Annotated in this window: 12 protein-coding genes and 1 pseudogene; 9 read left to right on the top strand and 4 right to left on the bottom strand. The window is 73.2% G+C overall.

Features of this window, described 5'->3' with window-relative positions:
• Nucleotides 1–34 precede the first annotated feature (34 nt).
• The gene (locus EDJALFJO_RS35005) at nt 35–226 is read right to left on the bottom strand and encodes a hypothetical protein (protein ID WP_198950310.1); all 192 of its coding nucleotides are present in this window, start codon (nt 224–226) and stop codon (nt 35–37) included.
• Between EDJALFJO_RS35005 and EDJALFJO_RS14740 the strand changes: the two are divergent.
• From EDJALFJO_RS14740 to EDJALFJO_RS14705, 8 genes and pseudogenes are all read left to right on the top strand, one after another.
• Nucleotides 143–1,578 (top strand): annotated as a pseudogene (locus tag EDJALFJO_RS14740) (sugar ABC transporter ATP-binding protein). The gene EDJALFJO_RS35005 and the pseudogene EDJALFJO_RS14740 sit on opposite strands and share 84 nt — an antisense overlap.
• Nucleotides 1,575–2,657 (top strand): ABC transporter permease, encoded by a 1,083-nt coding sequence (locus EDJALFJO_RS14735; protein ID WP_088286494.1) that lies wholly within the window; start codon nt 1,575–1,577, stop codon nt 2,655–2,657. Before EDJALFJO_RS14740 ends, EDJALFJO_RS14735 begins: the two are co-directional and overlap by 4 nt.
• On the top strand, nt 2,654–3,634 hold the full coding sequence (locus tag EDJALFJO_RS14730; RefSeq protein WP_088286492.1) for an ABC transporter permease: 981 nt from the start codon (nt 2,654–2,656) through the stop codon (nt 3,632–3,634). Before EDJALFJO_RS14735 ends, EDJALFJO_RS14730 begins: the two co-directional genes overlap by 4 nt.
• Before the next feature lie 128 nt (nt 3,635–3,762).
• Nucleotides 3,763–4,833, top strand: a complete 1,071-nt coding sequence (locus EDJALFJO_RS14725; protein WP_088286520.1) for a substrate-binding domain-containing protein — start codon at nt 3,763–3,765, stop codon at nt 4,831–4,833.
• A 74-nt stretch (nt 4,834–4,907) separates the two neighbouring features.
• Nucleotides 4,908–5,273 (top strand): L-rhamnose mutarotase, encoded by a 366-nt coding sequence (locus EDJALFJO_RS14720; RefSeq protein WP_088286490.1) that lies wholly within the window; start codon nt 4,908–4,910, stop codon nt 5,271–5,273.
• Nucleotide 5,274: 1 nt separating this feature from the next.
• Nucleotides 5,275–6,444, top strand: coding sequence for an L-rhamnose isomerase (gene rhaI / locus EDJALFJO_RS14715; RefSeq protein WP_088286488.1), 1,170 nt, complete (start codon nt 5,275–5,277; stop codon nt 6,442–6,444).
• Between the two features lie 75 nt (nt 6,445–6,519).
• Nucleotides 6,520–8,607 carry a bifunctional aldolase/short-chain dehydrogenase gene (locus EDJALFJO_RS14710; protein WP_088286486.1) on the top strand — a complete coding sequence of 696 codons (2,088 nt, stop codon included), beginning with the start codon at nt 6,520–6,522 and terminating at the stop codon, nt 8,605–8,607.
• 26 nt (nt 8,608–8,633) lie between these two features.
• On the top strand, nt 8,634–10,082 hold the full coding sequence (locus tag EDJALFJO_RS14705) for a rhamnulokinase family protein (protein ID WP_088286484.1): 1,449 nt from the start codon (nt 8,634–8,636) through the stop codon (nt 10,080–10,082).
• A 34-nt stretch (nt 10,083–10,116) separates the two neighbouring features.
• On the opposite strand, the gene EDJALFJO_RS14700 is transcribed toward EDJALFJO_RS14705, so the two are convergent.
• The 3 genes from EDJALFJO_RS14700 to EDJALFJO_RS14690 all read right to left on the bottom strand — a co-directional run bounded on the left by EDJALFJO_RS14700 (nt 10,117) and on the right by EDJALFJO_RS14690 (nt 14,727).
• Complete coding sequence (locus EDJALFJO_RS14700; protein WP_088286482.1) at nt 10,117–12,354, bottom strand: MMPL family transporter; 2,238 nt, start codon at nt 12,352–12,354, stop codon at nt 10,117–10,119.
• Nucleotides 12,355–12,428: 74 nt separating this feature from the next.
• Nucleotides 12,429–13,040: a TetR/AcrR family transcriptional regulator gene (locus tag EDJALFJO_RS14695; RefSeq protein ID WP_088286480.1), complete on the bottom strand. Its 612-nt coding sequence runs from the start codon at nt 13,038–13,040 to the stop codon at nt 12,429–12,431.
• 67 nt (nt 13,041–13,107) lie between these two features.
• A complete protein-coding gene (locus EDJALFJO_RS14690; RefSeq protein WP_158220441.1) occupies nt 13,108–14,727 on the bottom strand; it encodes a PP2C family protein-serine/threonine phosphatase in 1,620 nt (539 codons plus the stop codon).
• Between the two features lie 453 nt (nt 14,728–15,180).
• Here EDJALFJO_RS14690 and EDJALFJO_RS14685 point away from each other — a divergent pair, with 453 nt between their 5' ends.
• Nucleotides 15,181–17,721 (top strand): ATP-dependent Clp protease ATP-binding subunit, encoded by a 2,541-nt coding sequence (locus EDJALFJO_RS14685; RefSeq protein ID WP_088286476.1) that lies wholly within the window; start codon nt 15,181–15,183, stop codon nt 17,719–17,721.
• Nucleotides 17,722–17,758 lie beyond the last annotated feature (37 nt).

Genomic DNA, 17,758 nt, shown 5'->3' with positions numbered 1-17,758 from the left:
AACGCGCCTCTTAGAGTCACCGCTCTGAAAGGTTTCACGAGAGGTGGGTCACAGGGTGGTCGACGCAGAGCCGCTCGTCCGCGTGCGTGGTGCGGCGAAGGCGTTCGGAGGTGTCCAGGCCCTCCGCGACGCCTCGCTCGAGCTGTTCGCCGGCGAGGTGCACGCCCTGCTCGGCGAGAACGGCGCGGGCAAGTCGACGCTGCTCAAGGTGCTCGCAGGCGTCCACCGCACCGACTCCGGCGAGGTGACGATCGGCGGCGGGCCCTTCGAGCAGGGCAGCACCCGGCGCTCCCGGGAGCAGGGCGTCGCGGTGATCTACCAGGAGCCGAGCCTGTTCCCCGACCTCTCGCTCGCGGAGAACGTCTTCATCGGGCGGCAGCCGGTCACCGGCCGCGGCGCCGTCGACTGGGCCGGATGCGGCGTGACGCCGCGGTGCTGTTCGGCCAGCTCGGTGTCGACCTCGACCCGGACCGGCCGGCCCGCGGGCTGTCGATCGCCGACCAGCAGATCGTCGAGATCGCCAAGGCGCTGTCCACCGACGCCCGGGTCATCGTCATGGACGAGCCGACCGCGGCGCTGTCCGCGTCGGAGTCCGAGCGGCTCCTCGACGTCGCCCGCCGGCTGCGGGACGGCGGCGCGGCCGTCGTCTTCGTGAGCCACCGGCTCGACGAGGTCTTCGCGCTGTGCGACCGGCTCACGGTCATGCGGGACGGCGCGACCGTCCGCACCTGCCCCGTCGCGGGCACCGACGCCGGTGAGGTCGTCCGCTGGATGGTCGGCCGCGAGCTCACGGACCTGTTCCCCAAGACCGGGACCACCCCCGGCGACGTCGTCCTGCGGGTCCGCGGCCTGACGACGGACGGCGTCTTCGACGACGTGAGCTTCGACGTCCGGGCGGGCGAGATCGTCGCGTTCGCGGGGCTGGTCGGCTCCGGGCGCAGCGAGGTCGTCCGGGCCGTCTTCGGCATCGACCGCTACGACAGCGGCTCGGTCGAGGTGCTCGGCAGCCCGCTGCCGCCCGCCGACCCGCGGGCCGCCCTGGCCCGCGGCGTCGCGCTCGTCCCCGAGGACCGCCGGCAGCAGGGCCTGTTCATGCCGGCCTCGGTCGCCAGGAACACCGCCGTCGTCGTGCTCTCCCGGCTCGCCCGCCGCGGCGTCGTCCGGGAACGGGCCGAGCGTGAGCTCGCGGCGCACTGGGCGCAGCGCCTCCAGCTGCGCCACGGCGGCCTCGACCAGCCCGTCGAGCGGCTGTCGGGCGGCAACCAGCAGAAGGTCGTGCTCGCCAAGTGGCTCGCCACCGACCCCCGGCTGCTCGTCGTCGACGAGCCGACCCGCGGGATCGACGTCGGCACCAAGGCCGAGGTGCACCGGCTGCTGTCCGAGCAGGCCGGCCGGGGGCTGGCCGTCCTCATGGTGTCCAGCGAGCTGCCGGAGGTGCTCGGCATGGCGGACCGGGTCCTCGTCATGCGGGAGGGCCGGCTCATGGCCACGCTCGACCGCGGCGAGGCCACCCAGGAGCGGGTCATGCTCGCCGCGACCGGCCAGGCGTCGGTCGCGGGCGAGGGGAGCGCCGCGTGAACGGCGGGCTGCGGCGGGTGCTCGCCGGCCGGGAGGCGCCGGTCGCCGGTGCGCTGGTCGTCGTCCTCGCGGTGACGACGGCCGTCAACCCGCGGTTCCTCTCGGACCAGGGCCGCTTCGACCTGCTCGTCGCGATCGCGATCACCGGGCTCATGGCCGTCGGCCAGACCTTCGTGCTCGTCATGCGGCACGTGGACCTGTCCGTCGGGTCGGTGCTCGGGCTGTCCGCCTTCATGGCCGGCTCCGCGGTGAGGGGCGACACCGGCGGCTCGCTCCTCGTGGCGCTGCTCGTCGGGGTCGTCGTCGGCGTCGTCGCCGGGCTCGTCAACGGCGCGCTCGTCGCGTTCCTCCGGCTGCCCGCGCTCGTCGTCACCCTCGGCACGCTCTACGTCTTCCAGGGGGTCCAGGCGCTGCTCACCGGCGGCACCCGGATCAACGCCGACCAGCTCCCCGCCTCGGTCGTGAGCTTCGGGGTCACCGGCTTCCTCGGCGTCCCGTGGCTCATGTGGGTCTGCCTGCTCGCCGCGGCGGTCGGTGGCGTCTTCCTGCGGACCCGCCGGTCGGGGCGCGACCTCTACGCCGTCGGGAGCAACCCGCCCGCGGCCGAGCTCGTCGGCATCCCGGTCGCCCGGCGGACGCTGCTCGCGTACATGGTGAGCGGCGCCTGCGCCGGGGGCGCGGGGGTGCTCTTCCTCGCCCGGTTCGGCGGTGTCGACTCCAACGCCGGCATCGGGTACGAGCTGCCCGTCGTCGCGGCCTGCGTGGTCGGCGGCGTGGACATCTTCGGCGGCTCCGGGACCGTGCTCGGCGCGCTCCTCGGCGCGATGCTCCTCAAGACGATGGGCGTCTCGCTCAGCGCGCTCTCGGTGCCCGAGTTCTGGCAGCAGGCGATCAACGGTCTGCTCCTGCTCGTGGCGATCACCGCCGACCGGATCGTGCTCCTGCGGCGCGAGCGGTCGGCGCGCGTCGAGGCCGCCCGGCACCGGCGCGAGCACGCGGGAGCCGTACCGGACCCGCCGAGGGACGGCGCGGACCGCGCCGGCCACGAGGGCGCGACGACGACGGAGGTCGTCCGATGAGCCGCGTGCTCAGCTGGGACCGCTCGGTCTTCGTCCTGCTCGTCGTCACCGTCGCGGTCGGTGCGGTCATCGACCCGGACTTCGCCGGCGGCTCGAACCTCGGGTTCGTCCTGCAGGACATCGGCGAGATCATGCTCATCGCGCTGCCGATGACGTTCCTCATCATGACCGGGGAGATCGACCTGTCGGTCGCGTCGACGGCGGCGCTGGCCGGCTGCGTCCTCGGCTGGGCGTGGCAGGCCTCCGGGTCGATGGCGGTCGCGGTCCTCGCGGCCGTCGGTACCGGTGTCGTCTGCGGCGCGGTGAACGGCTTCCTCGTGACGCGGCTCGGGCTCGGCTCGCTCGCGGTGACGATCGGCACCCTTGGCCTGTACCGGGGCCTGTGCTACGCCCTGCTCGGCGACACGACCGTCGCGGACTTCCCGGCGGGCTGGACGAACCTCGGCTTCTCCTCGATCCCCGGCACCCCGCTGCCGTACGTGACGCCGCTGCTCGTCGTCCTCGCGGTCGCGTTCGGTGTCGTCCTGCACCTGACCCGCACCGGGCGCTGGGTCTTCGCCGTCGGCCAGAGCGTCGAGGCGGCCCGGTTCGCCGGGATCCCGGTGGCACGGCTGAAGTTCCGGCTCTTCGTCGTCACCGGCGCGGTGGCCGGGCTCGCGGGCATCGTCTACGACCTGCGGTTCGCCAGCGCCCGGCCGGACGGCGCGCTCGGCTTCGAGCTCGCGGTCATCGCCTCGGTGCTCTTCGGCGGCGTCTCGATCTTCGGCGGCGTCGGGACGATGTGGGGCGTCGTCAGCGCCGTGCTCTTCCTCGGCAGCGTCCGCTCGCTCCTGCAGCTGCAGGGCGTCCCCGGGAACGCCCTGACGATCATCACCGGCGGCCTGCTGCTCGCCTCCGTGGTCATCCCGGTGGTCGCCCAGCGCTGGAGCGCCTTCCGCGAGCGGCGGTCCCGCGTGCTCGCGGCCGCCACCCCCTGACCCTTCCCCGCCGGGGAAGCGCACCGCCCGCACCGCCGCACGACCTGCACCGCCGCACGACCTGCACCGCTGCACCACCAGCACCGCACGACCAGCACAGCGCAGTCACCGTCTCCCAAGGAGTGCAGATGCGTCCCACCCGTCTCCGTCTCGTGGCGTTCCTCGCTGTCGCGGCCGCCTCGCTGGCGGCCTGCGGCGGCGGTTCCAGCGCCGGCGCGGGCTCGTCGTCCAGCGCCGCGGCGCCCAGCGAGTCCGCCTCCGCCCCCGCCGCCACGGCGGGCGCCGTCAAGGAGGGCCTGAAGATCGCGATCCTCCCCAAGGCCATCAACATCCCCTACTTCGACGCCGCGTACGCCGGCGCCCAGAAGGCCTGCGCCGAGATCAAGGCGGAGTGCGAGCAGATCGGCCCGACGCAGGCGACCGGCGCCGCCCAGCTGCAGTTCATCAACACGGTCATCCAGAAGAAGTACGACGCGCTCGTCATCTCCGCGGCCGACGCGAACTCCGTCGTCCCGGCGCTGAAGAAGGCCCAGGACGCCGGCGTCGCCGTCGTCACGTACGACGCGGACGTCGCCGACACCTCGGCCCGCAGCGTCATGGTCAAGCCGACGACGCCGGACCTCATCGGCAAGTCCCAGGTCGACTGGATCTCCAAGGCCGTCGGCTCCGGCGGCGGCGAGATCGCGATCCTCTCGGCGGCGGCCACGGCCGAGAACCAGAACGCCTGGATCAAGATCATGAAGGACGAGCTGGCGGCCAATCACCCCGAGCTCAAGCTCGTCGACACGGTCTACGGCGACGACGACGCCGCGAAGTCCGCGGAGAAGGCGGCGGCCCTCATGCAGTCGCACCCGAACCTCAAGGGCATCATCAGCCCGACGACGGTCGGTGTCGCCGCGGCCGCGAAGTACATCAGCGGGTCGAAGTACAAGGGCACGGTCCAGGTGACCGGGCTCGGCCTGCCGAGCGAGATGAAGGCGTACGTCAAGGACGGCACCGTGAAGTCGTTCGGCCTGTGGGACCCGGGCATGCTCGGCTACCTCGGCGTCTACGCGGCCGGCGTCAAGGCCAGCGGCGGCGACCCGAAGGCCGGCTTCAAGGCCGGTGACAAGGACTACACGGTCGACGGCGACGGCGTCGCGATCGTGGGCCCGCCGCAGGAGTTCACGGCCGAGAACGTCGACCAGTTCACCTTCTGACCGCTGGGACAGACCCGGCGCCGGTGCCGCCCACGGGGCGGCACCGGCGACCGGCCCGCCGAAAGGGCTCGCCCGTGAACCGGTACTGCTTCCTCCTCCAGGTCCGCCCGGACCGGCTCGAGGAGTACGCCGCTGCGCACGAACGGGTCTGGCCCGACATGCTCCGGGCCCTCGCCGCCACCGGCTGGCGCAACTACTCGCTCTTCCTGCGCGACGACGGCCTGCTCGTCGGGTACGTCGAGAGCCCGGACCTCGCGGCCGCGCAGGCCGCGATGGCGGCCACCGAGGTCAACGCCCGCTGGCAGGCCGAGATGGCCGGCTTCTTCGTCGGGCTCGACGGCCGCGGCCCCGACGAGGGGTTCCTCCTCCTGCGCGAGGTCTTCAACCTCGACGACCAGCTGTCCCGGCTCCCCGCCCCCACGACCCCTTCGGAGCACTGACATGGCCGATCTGCCTGCCGCCGTCCTGGACACCCTCTCCACGGTGGCGATCGAGCTGCCGTCGTGGGCGTTCGGGAACTCCGGGACGCGTTTCCGGGTCTGGCCGTCCGCCGGCACCCCTCGGACCGTGCAGGAGAAGCTCGCGGACGCCGCACAGGTGCACGCGTACACCGGTGCCGCGCCGTCGGTGGCGCTGCACATCCCGTGGGACACGGTCGACGACTACGCCGCGCTGCGGGCCCTCGCCGAGGATCTCGGCGTCCGGCTGGGGACGATCAACAGCAACACGTTCCAGGACGAGGCGTACAAGTTCGGTTCGCTCACGTCGTCGGACCCCGGCGCCCGGCGCGCGGCGGTGGAGCACCACCTGGAGTGCATCGAGATCATGCACGCGACCGGGTCGCGCGACCTGAAGATCTGGCTCGCCGACGGGGCGAACTACCCGGGGCAGAACGACCTGCGGCGCCGGCAGGACAACCTCGCGACCTCGCTGGCGGAGATCTACGCAGCCCTCGGCCCGGAGCAGCGGCTCGTGCTGGAGTACAAGTTCTTCGAGCCGGCGTTCTACTCGACCGACGTCCCGGACTGGGGGACGGCGTACGCGCACGTGCTGGCGCTGGGGGACCGGGCGATGGTGTGCCTGGACACCGGGCATCATGCGCCGGGGACGAACATCGAGCAGATCGTCACGACGTTGCTGCGGCTGGGGAAGCTCGGGTCGTTCGACTTCAACTCGCGGTTCTACGCGGACGACGACCTCATCGTGGGGGCGGCGGACCCGTACCAACTGTACCGAATCATGGTCGAGGTCGTCCGCGGCGGCGGGCTGGACGCCGGCAGCGGCGTCGCGCTCATGCTCGACCAGTGCCACAACATCGAGGCGAAGATCCCGGGCCAGATCCGGTCGGTGCTCAACGTGCTGGAGGCGACGGCGAAGGCGCTGCTGCTCGACCGCGCCGCGCTCGAGGCGGCCCAGGACGCGAACGACGTCCTCGCCGCGAACGAGATCTTCATGGACGCCTTCTGGACCGACGTCCGCCCCGCGCTGGCCGCCTGGCGCGAGGAGCGCGGCCTCCCGGCCGACCCGCAGAAGGCGTTCGGGGAGAGCGGCTACCTGGAGAAGATCGCCGCCGACCGGGTCGGCGGCACCCAGGCCGGCTGGGGGGCGTAGCGGCGTCCTCGACCGCCTGCCCCCGCGGTCGCCTGCCGCGGGGGAACGACTTATGCGAAAGAACCGGAGCCTGCGATGCCCAGCACGACCCGTCCCGTCGACGACCTCGTCGCCCGCTCGAACCGGCTCGGGGCAGACCCGGCGAACACGAACTACGCCGGGGGCAACACCTCGGCGAAGGGCACGGACGTCGACCCGGTCACCGGTGCGCCCGTCGAGCTGCTGTGGGTCAAGGGGTCCGGGGGTGACCTCGGGACCCTCACCGAGCCAGGGCTGGCGGTGCTGCGGCTGGACCGGATGCGGGCGCTCGTCGACGTCTACCCCGGGGTCGACCGCGAGGACGAGATGGTCGCGGCCTTCGACTTCTGCCTGCACGGCCGCGGCGGTGCGGCGCCGAGCATCGACACCGCGATGCACGGCCTCGTGGACGCCGCGCACGTGGACCACCTGCACCCGGACTCCGGGATCGCGCTCGCGACGGCCGCGGACGGCGAGGCCCTGGTCGAGGAGTGCTTCGGCGATCGGGTCGTCTGGGTGCCGTGGCGGCGGCCGGGCTTCCAGCTAGGGCTCGACATCGCGGCGGTCAAGGAGGCGAACCCGCAGGCGATCGGCTGCGTCCTCGGCGGGCACGGGATCACCGCGTGGGGCGCGACGAGCGAGCAGTGCGAGGCGAACAGCCTCGACATCATCGCCACCGCGGCGGCCTTCCTCGCCGAGCGTGGGACGGTCGAGCCGTTCGGCGCCGTCGTGCCCGGCTTCGAGGCGCTGCCGCCCGCGGAGCGGCACGCCCGCGCCGCGGCGCTGGCGCCGGTGATCCGTGGCCTCGCCTCGACCGACGCCCGGGTCGTGGGCCACTACACCGACTCAGGAGTCGTCCTCGACCTCTGCTCGCGGGAGAAGCTCGCCGCGATGGCGGCGCTGGGCACCTCCTGCCCGGACCACTTCCTGCGCACCAAGGTCCGCCCGATGGTCCTCGACCTGCCCGCGACCGCGCCGCTCGAGGACGCCGTCGCCCGGCTGCGCGAGCTGCACGCGGCCTACCGCGAGGACTACGCGGCCTACTACGCCCGGCACGCGACGCCGGACAGCCCCGCGATGCGCGGCGCCGACCCGGCGGTCGTCCTCGTGCCCGGCGTGGGGATGTTCTCCTTCGGGGCCACCGCGCAGACCGCCCGGGTCGCCGGCGAGTTCTACGTCAACGCGGTCAACGTCATGCGCGGCGCTGAGTCGGTGTCCACCTACGCGCCGATCGAGGAGAGCGAGAAGTTCCGGATCGAGTACTGGGCCCTCGAGGAGGCCAAGCTCGCCCGGATGCCCCGGCCCAAGCCGCTCGCGGCCCGGGTCGCGCTCGTCACCGGGGCCGGTTCCGGGATCGGTCGCGCGATCGCGCACCGGCTCGCCGCCGAGGGCGCGTGCGTCGTCGTCGCCGACCTCGACGAGGCCGCCGCGCAGACCGTCGCCGCCGAGATCGCCGCGGGGACGAAGGCGCTGAAGGCCTCGGACGTCGCGGTCGCCGTCCGGTCCGACGTGACGAGCGCCGCCGACGTCGCGGCGGCCTTCGCCGCCGGGTGCCTCGCGTTCGGCGGGGTCGACCTCGTCGTCAACAACGCCGGGCTGTCGATCAGCAAGCCGCTCGCCGACACGACCGAGCGGGACTGGGACCTGCAGCACGACGTCATGGCGAAGGGCTCGTTCCTCGTCTCCCGGGAGGCGGCCCGGGTCATGACGGCGCAGGGCAGGAGCCCGGCCGGCCCGGACGGGACTGCGGGCGACATCGTCTACATCTCGAGCAAGAACGCCTTCTTCGCCGGGCCGAACAACGTCGCCTACGGTGCGGCGAAGGCCGACCAGGCGCACCAGGTGCGCCTCCTCGCGGCCGAGCTCGGCGAGGTCGGGATCCGGGTCAACGGGATCAACCCCGACGGGGTCGTGCGCGGTTCGGGGATCTTCGCCGGCGGCTGGGGCGCCAACCGCGCCGCGGTGTACGGCGTGCCGGAGGAGGAGCTCGGCGCCTTCTACGCGCAGCGGACGCTGCTCAAGCGCGAGGTGCTGCCCGAGCACGTCGCCAACGCCGTCTTCGCCCTGACCGGCGGCGACCTCACCCACACGACCGGCCTGCACGTGCCCGTCGACGCCGGCGTCGCCGCCGCCTTCCTGCGCTGAGCCGGCGGGCCGGAGGAGGGGCGAGCATGAGCGTCCACGTCGCCGTCGACCTCGGCGCCTCGAGCGGGCGCGTCATGCTCGCCCGGGTCAGCCCCGGCGGGGTCGCGCTCGACGAGGTCCACCGCTTCGGCAACGAGCCGGCCCCGCTGTGGGAGAACGGGTCCGGCGGCGGACGCCCGGCGCTGCACTGGGACGTCGTCCGGCTCTTCGCCGAGATTCTCGCCGGGCTGCGCGCCGTCGCCGACCGGCTCGGCGGCGGCGAGCGGGTCGACAGCATCGGGATCGACTCCTGGGCCGTCGACTACGGGCTCCTCGACGCCGGTGGCGCGCTGCTCGGCACGCCCTACTGCTACCGCGACGAGCGGACGACTCGCCCCGGCGGCGGCGTGGACGCCGTCCACGTCCGGGTGCCGCACACCGAGCTCTACGGCCGCAACGGGTTGCAGTTCCTCCCGTTCAACACCCTCTACCAGCTCGCCGCCGAGGACCCGGCCCGGCTCGCCCGGGCGCGGTCCCTGCTCCTCGTGCCGGACCTGCTCGCGTACTGGCTCACCGGGGCCGCCCGGGCCGAGGCGACGAACGCGTCCACGACGGGGCTGCTCGACGTCCGCACCGGGGAGTGGGACCTCGCGCTCACCGACCGGCTCGGCCTGCCGTCGTCGGCGCTCCCGCCGCTCGTCCGGCCCGGCGAGACGGTCGGCACGCTGCTGCAGCACGTCGCCGAGGCCACCGGGCTGCCCGCGTCGACCCCCGTCGTCGCCGTCGGGTCGCACGACACGGCCTCCGCGGTGGTCGCCGTCCCGGCGGCGGGCGAACGGTTCGCCTACATCTCCTCGGGCACCTGGTCGCTCGTCGGCGTCGAGCTGGCCGGGCCGGTCCTGTCCGACGAGAGCCGCGCGGCGAACTTCACCAACGAGGGCGGCGTCGACGGCCGGGTCCGCTACCTGCGCAACGTCATGGGCCTGTGGCTGCTGTCGGAGTCCCTGCGCACGTGGGACCGGCAGGGCTCGCCGACCGACCTCGCGCGGATCCTCGCCGCTGCGGCCGACGTGCCGGACGGCGGCCCCGTCGTCGACGTCGACGACCCCGTGTTCCTGCCGCCCGGCGACATGCCGGCACGGATCGGCGCACTCTGCACCGCGTCGGGCCGGCCCCTCCCGGAGGGCCGCCCGGCGCTGGTGCGCTGCATCCTCGACAGCCTCGCCGCCGCCTACGGCCGGGCCGTCGAGGACGCCGTGCGGCTCTCCGGCCGCGACGTCGACGTCGTCCACGTCGTCGGCGGCGGCAGCCTGAACACGGTGCTGTGCCGGCTCACCGCGCGGGCCACCGGCCGCCCTGTCGTCGCCGGCCCGGTCGAGGCCACCGCGCTCGGCAACGCGCTCGTCCAGGCCCGGGCCGCAGGCACCGTCACCGGCACCCTCGACGACCTGCGCGGGCTGCTCAGGTCGCAGCCGCTGGCGCACTACGCGCCCTGAGCGGCGCTGCCGGCACAGCGGCTCGCCGTGCCGTTCAGGCCCGGGCGTCCGCCCCCGTGGCCGGAACGACCGGGGCGCTCGGCGGGACCGGGGCGGCCGGTCCGCCGTCGAGCACGTGACGCAGCTTCTCGCCCTCGATGTCGAGGTCGGGGAGCAGCCGGTCGAGCCAGCGCGGCAGCCACCAGGCCGAGCGGCCCAGCAGCGTCATGACCGCCGGGACGACCGTCATCCGGACGACGAAGGCGTCGAACGCGACGGCGACCCCGAGGGAGAAGCCGATCGACTGGATGAACGACTGCGGCGACGTGACGAAGCCGAAGAAGACGCTGATCATGATGATGGCGGCGGCGGTGACCACCCGGGCGCCGTGGCCGAAGCCGCTGACGACCGCGTCCCGCGCGGACGCCCCGTGCACGAACTCCTCCCGCATCCGGCTCACGAGGAAGACCTCGTAGTCCATCGCGAGCCCGAAGACGATCCCGACGAGGAAGATCGGCAGGAAGCTGATGAGCGGCCCGGTCTGCTCGACGCCGAAGACCGCGCCGAGCCAGCCCCACTGGAAGACCGCGACGACGGCGCCGAAGGTCGCCGCGATGCTCGCGAGGAAGCCGACGGCGGCCTTGACCGGCACCAGCACGGAGCGGAACACGAGCATGAGCAGCAGCAGCGCCAGGCCGACGACGACGCCGATGTAGGGCAGCAGCGCGTCCTGGAGCTTCTTCGAGATGTCGATGTTGATCGCCGTGATGCCCGTGACGCCGACGCCCGCACCGGGCACGGCGCCGTCCAGCGCCCGGATGTCGCGCACGAGCGTCTGCGTGGCCGTCGCGCTCGGCGCGCTGCGCGGGATCACCGTGACGATCGCGGTGTCACCGGCGCCGTTCGGGGTCACCCCGGCGACGGCGAGGACGTCGGGCAGGGCCTGGATCCGCTGGACCACCTGGCCGGCGAGCGGCTCGACCCCGGAGCCGGCGGTCGCCTCGACGACGACGACGAGCGGGCCGTTGAGGCCGGGGCCGAAACCGGACGCGATGAGGTCGTACGCCTTGCGCTGCGTCGTGTCCGGGGCCGCGGTGGAGTCGTCGGGCATCCCGAGGCGCAGGTCCTGCGCCGGGATCGCGACGACCCCGAGGGCGACGAGCGCGGCGACGAGGACGGGCAACGGGTACCGGGCGACCGCGCGGGCCCAGCGGAAGCCGAAGGCCGGCGTCGCCGAGGCCTCCGCGTCGTCCTCCGGGTCGCGCGGGCGCAGCCCGGGGATCCGGCCACCGGCGATCCTGGTGCCCGCGAAGCCGAGCAGCGCGGGCAGCAGGGTGAGGGCGATGAGGACGGCGAGCGTGACCGTCGCCGCGGCCGCGACACCCATCTGCGTGAGGAAGGGGACGCCGACGACGAAGAGCGCGCCGAGCGCGATGACGACCGTGGCGCCGGCGAAGACGACCGCCGAGCCGGCCGTCCCCACGGCGCGGCCGGCCGCCTCGTCGAGGTCACGCCCGAGGGCGATCTCGTGGCGGTAGCGGGAGACGATGAAGAGGGCGTAGTCGATGCCGACGGCGAGGCCGATCATGAGGGCCAGGGTCGGGGTGTTCGAGGACAGGTCGGCGAAGCCGGTCGCCGTGGTGATGCCGGCGAAGACGATGCCGATGCCGAGCAGGGCCGTGAGCAGCGGCATCCCGGCGGCGACGAGCGAGCCGAACGTGACGACCAGGACGATCGCGGCGACCGAGACGCCGATGACCTCGCCGATCCCGGTCTCCGGCGTGGGCTGGAACGCGTCACCGCCGACCTCGACCTGGAGGTTGCCCGCGCTCGCCCGGGTCGCGGCCGAGACGAGGGCGTCCCGGTCGGCGTCGGAGAGGTCCGCGGACTGCACCGCGTAGGAGACCTGGGCGAAGGCCATCGTCTGCGCGGGGTTCACCGAGCGGGTCTCGAACGGGTCGGTCACCGACGTGACCTTCGGTGCCTTCCGCAGGTTCGCGACGGTCTTCGCGACCTGGGCCGCGTACCCCGGGTCGGTGATCTTCGCGCCCTCCGGGGCGACGAGGACGACCCGCGCGGTCGCCCCGGTCGCGTTGGCCTCGGGGAAGCGCTCGCCGAGGACGTCGATCGCCTGCTGGGCGGGCGTCCCGGGGATCCGGAAGGCGTCGGACGACGTCCCGCCGAGGGTCAGCGCGGACGTCGCGACGGCCGCGAGCACCGCGAGCCACAGCAGGGCGACCGCACGGCGGTGCCGGAAGGCGCCGCGGCCGAGGCGGTAGAGGAACAGGGCCATCTGAGTGCTCCGTGTCGTTCGGTGCTGCGGGGGGACGGGGCGACGGGTCGGCGTGGGCAGTCGGTGCGGGCAGGTCAGTGCAGGACGGGCAGGGGCGCGGGCAGACCGGCCCGGACCCGGGCGAGGCAGTCGCGGACGAGGTCGGGCAGGTTCTCTCCGTGGCCGCGCACCCACAGCCCGACGGCGACCCGGACGGCGACCATGACGGTCCCGGCGAGCACGTCGGGGGTCGGGTCGGCGAGCGGGTCGACGCGCAGCCGGGCGGCGAGCACCTGGGCGATCCGGGCCTCGACGTGGACGAACGCGGCGAGCTGGTGGGCGACGAGGGCCGGGCTCTCCTCGAACAGGGCGAACAGGCCGGCGGCGTCGGCGCGGGAGCCGACGAGAGCGGTCGCGTGCTCCGGAAGCAGGACGAGCAGGCTCTCCCACACCGGCTCGTCGTCCGGGCGGTCCGCGAGGGCGTCGGCCACCTCGAGGCCGCGCTGCGCGAGACCGTCGACGACCGCCTCCTCGACGCTCGAGAAGTAGTTGCGGAACGTCCGCGGCGAGACCCCGACCTGCTCGGCGACGGACTCGGCCGAGACGGCCCGCAGGCCCCCCTCGAGCGCGGAGCGCAGTGCGGCCTGGCTCATCGCGGCCCGCGCCGCGCGCTTCTTGCGCTCCCGCAGGCCCTCGTCGCGGATCACGTGACGACTATCGGCAGAGTTTGCAGTTCTGGCAAATTTGCCGGAACGGAATCGCCCGGACGGGCGATCAGCGGACGGCGCGGTGGACGACGAGCGCGACGTCGTCCCGGCCGCCGGCCGGCAGCAGCCGGGCGAGCAGCCCGTCGGCGAGGTCGTCGAGCGGCCCGCCCGGCCCGATCGTGCGGATGGCGTCCGCCAGGTCGTCGAGCCCGGTGCTGATCGAGGCCGGCGGGTGCTCGACGAGCCCGTCCGTGAAGAGCACGAGGGTGTCCGCGTCGCCGAACGGCACCGTGACGTCGGAGCGGGCGCCCGGGCCCGGGACGGTGAGCGGGACGTCGCCGGAGCCCTCGAGCCAGCCGGTGCCGCCGTCCGGGTGCAGCAGCAGGCCCGGGACGTGGCCGGCCGAGCTGTACGTCAGGGTGCCCGCCGAGCGGTCGACGACGCCGCAGAAGACCGTGGCGCACTCGGCGCCCGTCAGCTCGTCGGCGAACGCGTCGAGCGAGGTGATCGCGTCCGACGGGGTCCGCCCGTCGAGGACGAAGGCCCGCAGGGCCGAGCGCAGCTGGCCCATGACCGCGGCTGCGCCGAGGCCGTGCCCGACGCAGTCGCCGACGACGACCGCCGTCCGGCCGCCGCCGAGCCGGACGGCGTCGTACCAGTCCCCGCCGACGGCGAGCCCGCCGATCTTGGGCCGGTACCGGGCGACGACGTCGGTCATGCCGGTGACGCCCGGCAGCATGGACAGCTGGAGGGTCTCCGCGACGTGCCGCAGCGCGCCGACCTCGCGGTCCCGGCGGACGGCGGCGCCGAGCGCCGCGCCGAGGTTGTTCGCGAGCAGCTCGAGGAACGCCTGGAAGCCCTCGTCGAGCGGGCGCATCGGGCCGGCCTCGAGGACGGCGACCCCGACGGCGGCCGACTCGCCGCTCTTGCGCAGCGGGCAGACGAGCGTGTGGTCGACGACGACCGGGGCGCTGCCGCGGACGACGTCGTGCAGCAGGGCACGGTCGACGGCGTCGACCCCGTCGCGCGCCCGGGTCGTGGCCAGGAGCAGGAGGTCGTCGCCGTCGAGGAGGTGGACGTCGGCGGCCGCGACGTCGTCCGGGGCGAGCCGCAGCAGACCGGCGGCGACCCGGCCGACGTCCTCGACGTCCCGCGCGCCGTGCAGCCGGCGGGAGAGCTCGGTGAGCAGTCGCAGCCGACGGCCCTCGACGACCGACTCCGTGGTCTCCGTCGCGATGTCGAGGACACCGCGCACCGTGCCGTCCTCGTCGCGCAGCGGGGAGTACGAGTAGGTGAAGTACGCCTCCTCGGCGAACCCCGAGCGGTTGACGACCAGGCGCATGTCGGTCGTCCACGTCGGCCGGGCCGTCGTGAGGACGTCGTGGAACAGTCCTTCGACGTCCGGCCAGACCTCCGCCCAGACGTCGGCGCACGGGGCGCCCATGGCCGCGGGGTGCTTCTGGGTGCCGAGCATCTCGCGGTAGCCGTCGTTGTAGACCATGACGAGGTCCGCGCCCCAGGTGACGAGCACCGGGAACCGGGTGCTGAAGCAGAGCTCGACGGCCGCCCGCAGCGGCTGCGGCCAGCCGTCGGGCGGCCCGAGCGAGGTCGCGGCCCAGTCGACGCCGCGGGCGACGTCGCCGCACGGCGTCCCGGCGGTGACCGCCGTGAACCAGGCCGGAAGCATGCGCAGAAGATAACGACACCATCGGGCGTCGGCGCAGGGAGCACGGTCATCGGTCGTCGCGTGCGGCTGTGAGCCCGATCGCGGAAACTGCATTCGTGACTCACGCCGCAGGTGATCTTCGGGTGGGGCGTTCTGCGTCGGATGTGCCGAATGGGCAGGATCGACACCCGTGGGGTGTCTGCGGGGCACTGTGACCTGCGCCACCGGCGCGTCGGCGGGGGTCGCGACCCGGCGCCGCGGGGCCGCCGTCCGCTTCCGCTTCAAGCGAACAGGGAACGGGCCAACGCCCCGGGCGGAACACGAAAGTCCTCGTCAGAGTTGGTCGAAGCACTGGGAGCGGTGACGACTTGCCTCGAAGACAGGGGGTGAGGTTGCCGGTACCCGCAGATAGCATCGACAGGTCAGCGCTGGACGACCGTCCCGCGCCCGACCGCACGCACGCGAGGAGCGCAGATGTTCGAGAGGTTCACCGACCGCGCCCGCCGTGTCGTCGTCCTGGCCCAGGAGGAGGCCAGGATGCTCAACCACAACTACATCGGGACAGAGCACATCCTGCTCGGCCTGATCCACGAGGGCGAAGGCGTCGCCGCCAAGGCTCTGGAGTCCCTCGGCATCTCGCTCGACGCCGTGCGCGAGCAGGTCCAGGAGATCATCGGGCAGGGCCAGCAGGCGCCGTCCGGTCACATCCCCTTCACGCCGCGCGCGAAGAAGGTGCTCGAGCTCTCGCTGCGCGAGGCGCTCCAGCTGGGGCACAACTACATCGGCACCGAGCACATCCTCCTCGGCCTGATCCGCGAGGGCGAGGGCGTCGCCGCCCAGGTCCTCGTCAAGCTCGGCGCCGACCTCAACCGCGTCCGGCAGCAGGTCATCCAGCTGCTGTCCGGGTACCAGGGCAAGGAGCCCGCCGCCGCGAGCGGCGCCCAGGAGGGCACGCCGTCCGGCTCCCTCGTGCTCGACCAGTTCGGTCGCAACCTCACGCAGCAGGCCCGCGAGGGCAAGCTCGACCCGGTCATCGGGCGTGAGAAGGAGATCGAGCGGGTCATGCAGGTGCTGTCCCGCCGCACCAAGAACAACCCTGTCCTCATCGGTGAGCCCGGCGTCGGCAAGACCGCCGTGGTCGAGGGCCTCGCGCAGGCGATTGTCCGTGGCGAGGTCCCTGAGACCCTCAAGGACAAGCAGCTCTACACGCTCGACCTCGGCGCGCTCGTCGCCGGCTCGCGCTACCGCGGTGACTTCGAGGAGCGCCTGAAGAAGGTCCTCAAGGAGATCCGCACCCGCGGCGACATCATCCTGTTCATCGACGAGATCCACACCCTCGTCGGGGCGGGTGCCGCCGAGGGCGCGATCGACGCCGCGAGCATCCTCAAGCCGATGCTGGCGCGCGGTGAGCTCCAGACGATCGGTGCGACGACCCTCGACGAGTACCGCAAGCACGTCGAGAAGGACCCTGCCCTGGAGCGGCGCTTCCAGCCGATCCAGGTCCAGGAGCCCTCGCTGTCGCACACGATCGAGATCCTCAAGGGGCTGCGCGACCGGTACGAGGCGCACCACCGGGTCTCGATCACCGACAGCGCGCTCGTCGCCGCGGCGACGCTCGCCGACCGGTACGTCAACGACCGGTTCCTGCCGGACAAGGCGATCGACCTCATCGACGAGGCGGGCGCGCGGCTGCGCATCCGCCGGATGACGGCCCCGCCGGACCTGCGCGAGTTCGACGAGAAGATCGCGCAGACCCGGCGCGACAAGGAGAGCGCGATCGACGCGCAGGACTTCGAGAAGGCTGCCGCCCTGCGCGACACCGAGAAGAAGCTCCTCGCGGCGAAGGCCGAGCGTGAGAAGCAGTGGAAGGCCGGCGACATGGACGTCGTCGCCGAGGTCGACGAGGAGCTCATCGCCGAGGTCCTCGCCACGGCGACGGGCATCCCGGTCTTCAAGCTCACCGAGGAGGAGTCGGCCCGGCTCCTGCGCATGGAGGACGAGCTCCACAAGCGCATCATCGGCCAGAACGACGCGATCAAGGCCCTGTCGCAGGCGATCCGGCGCACCCGGGCCGGCCTCAAGGACCCGAAGCGCCCCGGTGGCTCGTTCATCTTCGCCGGCCCCACGGGTGTCGGTAAGACCGAGCTCGCCAAGGCGCTCGCCGAGTTCCTCTTCGGTGACGAGGACTCGCTCATCCAGCTCGACATGAGCGAGTTCTCCGAGAAGCACACGGTCTCGCGGCTGTTCGGCTCGCCTCCCGGCTACGTCGGGTACGAGGAGGGCGGCCAGCTCACGGAGAAGGTGCGGCGTCGTCCGTTCTCGGTGGTCCTCTTCGACGAGGTCGAGAAGGCCCACCCGGACATCTTCAACTCGCTGCTCCAGATCCTCGAGGACGGCCGCCTGACCGACAGCCAGGGCCGGTCGATCGACTTCAAGAACACGGTCATCATCATGACCACGAACCTCGGGACCCGGGACATCGCCAAGGGTGTCCAGATGGGCTTCCAGGCCAGCGCGGACACGAAGACCGGGTACGAGCGGATGAAGGCGAAGGTGACGGACGAGCTCAAGACGCACTTCCGTCCCGAGTTCCTCAACCGCGTCGACGACACGATCGTCTTCCCGCAGCTGTCGCAGGACGAGATCATCCAGATCGTCGACCTGATGCTCGCCAAGCTCGACGAGCGCCTGCGCGACAAGGACATGGGCATCGAGCTCACGCCGTCCGCGAAGGTGCTCCTGGCGACGAAGGGCTACGACCCGGTCCTCGGGGCGCGCCCGCTGCGGCGGACGATCCAGCACGACATCGAGGACCTGCTCTCCGAGAAGATCCTCTACGGCGAGCTGAAGCCGGGCCAGATCGTTCTCGTCGACACCGAGGGGGAGGGCGACAAGGCCGTGTTCACCTTCAAGGGTGCGATGCGGACGACGGTGCCCGACGTCCCGCCGGTCGAGACGACCTCCTCGGCGCCCGCCGCCGAGGACGGCCCGCTCGGCGCGGCCGAGGCCGGCTGAGCGACCGCCCCAGGGCGACAGCACGGACAGCAGGGCC

The organism is Kineosporia sp. A_224 (assembly GCF_002198655.1).
In the GTDB taxonomy this organism is placed as follows: domain Bacteria; phylum Actinomycetota; class Actinomycetes; order Actinomycetales; family Kineosporiaceae; genus R-H-3.
This window is presented reverse-complemented; position numbering and strand designations above follow the sequence as displayed.

Excerpts from the sequence above, each read along its gene's own strand:
- EDJALFJO_RS14730 (WP_088286492.1), top strand. The coding sequence starts at position 2,654 with ATGAGCCGCGTGCTCAGCTGGGACCGCTCGGTCTTCGTCCTGCTCGTC.
- EDJALFJO_RS14725 (WP_088286520.1), top strand. The coding sequence starts at position 3,763 with ATGCGTCCCACCCGTCTCCGTCTCGTGGCGTTCCTCGCTGTCGCGGCC.
- rhaI (WP_088286488.1), top strand. The coding sequence starts at position 5,275 with ATGGCCGATCTGCCTGCCGCCGTCCTGGACACCCTCTCCACGGTGGCG.
- EDJALFJO_RS14710 (WP_088286486.1), top strand. The coding sequence starts at position 6,520 with ATGCCCAGCACGACCCGTCCCGTCGACGACCTCGTCGCCCGCTCGAAC.
- EDJALFJO_RS14705 (WP_088286484.1), top strand. The coding sequence starts at position 8,634 with ATGAGCGTCCACGTCGCCGTCGACCTCGGCGCCTCGAGCGGGCGCGTC.
- EDJALFJO_RS14700 (WP_088286482.1), bottom strand. The coding sequence starts at position 12,354 with ATGGCCCTGTTCCTCTACCGCCTCGGCCGCGGCGCCTTCCGGCACCGC.
- EDJALFJO_RS14690 (WP_158220441.1), bottom strand. The coding sequence starts at position 14,727 with ATGCTTCCGGCCTGGTTCACGGCGGTCACCGCCGGGACGCCGTGCGGC.
- EDJALFJO_RS14685 (WP_088286476.1), top strand. The coding sequence starts at position 15,181 with ATGTTCGAGAGGTTCACCGACCGCGCCCGCCGTGTCGTCGTCCTGGCC.